Here is a 1400-nt window from a genome sequence, read left to right as displayed (position 1 = left end):
CCTCCCCCGGCTAAAGCCGGGGGATTCCAACCGTCGCCGGCCGGGCTTCCTGCTTCACCGCCGGCCGCCCCATCCGAGAGGACTCTCGCTTGAGGTCTTACACCGGCTCCACAGGCGTTTCACCTCTCCGCCAGCCCGGCGGCGAGGATGTTCTTCGCGGCGTTCACGTCCCGGTCCTGGGCCGCACCGCAGGCACACACCCAGTCCCGGACGTCCAGCGGCATCGCCTCCTGCAAGGCGCCGCAGGCCGAGCACAGTCTCGAGCTGGGAAACCACCGGTCGACCACAACCAGTTCCCGCCCGTACCACCGGGCTTTGTAGTCCAGCATGCCCCGCAGCTCCCGCCAGGCCGCGTCCGAGATCGCGCGGGCAAGCGAACGGTTGCGGACCATGTTGCGGACGGCCAGGTCCTCGATCACGACCGTTTGGTTCTCACGGACGAGCCGGGTCGACAGCTTGTGCAGGAAGTCACGGCGGCGGTCGGTGATCCGCGCATACACGCGGGCGACCTCCACCTTCGCCTTGGCCCGGTTGCCGGAGCCCCTGGCCTTGCGGGCGAGCGCCCGCTGCGCCTTGGCCAGCCTGCGCCGGTCGGCCCGCTCATACCGGGGGTTGACGATCTTCTCACCGGTCGAGAGGGTGACCAGGCTGGTGATCCCCGCGTCGATCCCCACCGCCTCCTTCACAGGGGCAAGCGGGGCGATCCTCTCCTCGACCAGGACGGACACGAACCACCGCCCGGCCGGATCCCTGGAGACGGTCACCGTGGAGGGCTCGGCGCCCTCCGGCAGCGGACGCGACCACACGATGTCCAGCGGGGCATCGGTCTTCGCCAGCCACAACCGGCCGTCGCGCCAGCGGAACGCCGACCTGGTGTACTCGGCCGACGCCCGCGACTTCTTCCGGGACTTGAACGCGGGGTACCCGGCCCGCCCGGCGAAGAAGTTCGCGAACGCCGCCTGCAGGTGGCGCAGCGCCTGCTGCAGCGGGACCGACGACACCTCCGACAGGAAGTCGTGGTCGCCGCTGCGCTTCCACGCCGTGAGGGCGGCCGACGACTCCGCGTAGGAGACGCGGCGGCCGTCCTGGGTGTAGGCGCGGGTGCGCTCCTCCAGGGCCTTGTTGTAGACCAGGCGCACGCAGCCGAACGTCCGGGCAAGCTCGGCGGCTTGCCCGGGGGACGGGTGGAAGCGGTACCTGTAGGCCCGCTTCACGATCTGAGCCATGGCTCACACCGTATCGGTCGATCGGTAAAGCATCGTACGTGTGTTCGTACGCATCGTACGTGTGTTCGTACGGCGGTTCGCCTGACGGCGAAACGCCTGGCCCTGCCCTGCGCCGCAGGGGATCCGATTCCTCCCCCGCCTGAAGGCGGGGGTTTCCTCGGAGGTTTCTGATGA

At 69.6% G+C, this 1400-nt stretch carries 1 pseudogene; it reads right to left on the bottom strand.

Annotated features, from left to right (window positions below):
• Positions 1–10: 10 nt before the first annotated feature.
• Positions 11–1226 (bottom strand): annotated as a pseudogene (locus Ssi02_RS38415) (RNA-guided endonuclease InsQ/TnpB family protein).
• Positions 1227–1400 lie beyond the last annotated feature (174 nt).

The sequence above is a fragment of the Sinosporangium siamense genome (assembly GCF_016863435.1).
In the GTDB taxonomy this organism is placed as follows: Bacteria; Actinomycetota; Actinomycetes; order Streptosporangiales; family Streptosporangiaceae; genus Sinosporangium; species Sinosporangium siamense.
Note: the sequence above shows the minus strand (reverse complement) of the source record. Positions and strands in the feature narration are given on the sequence as shown.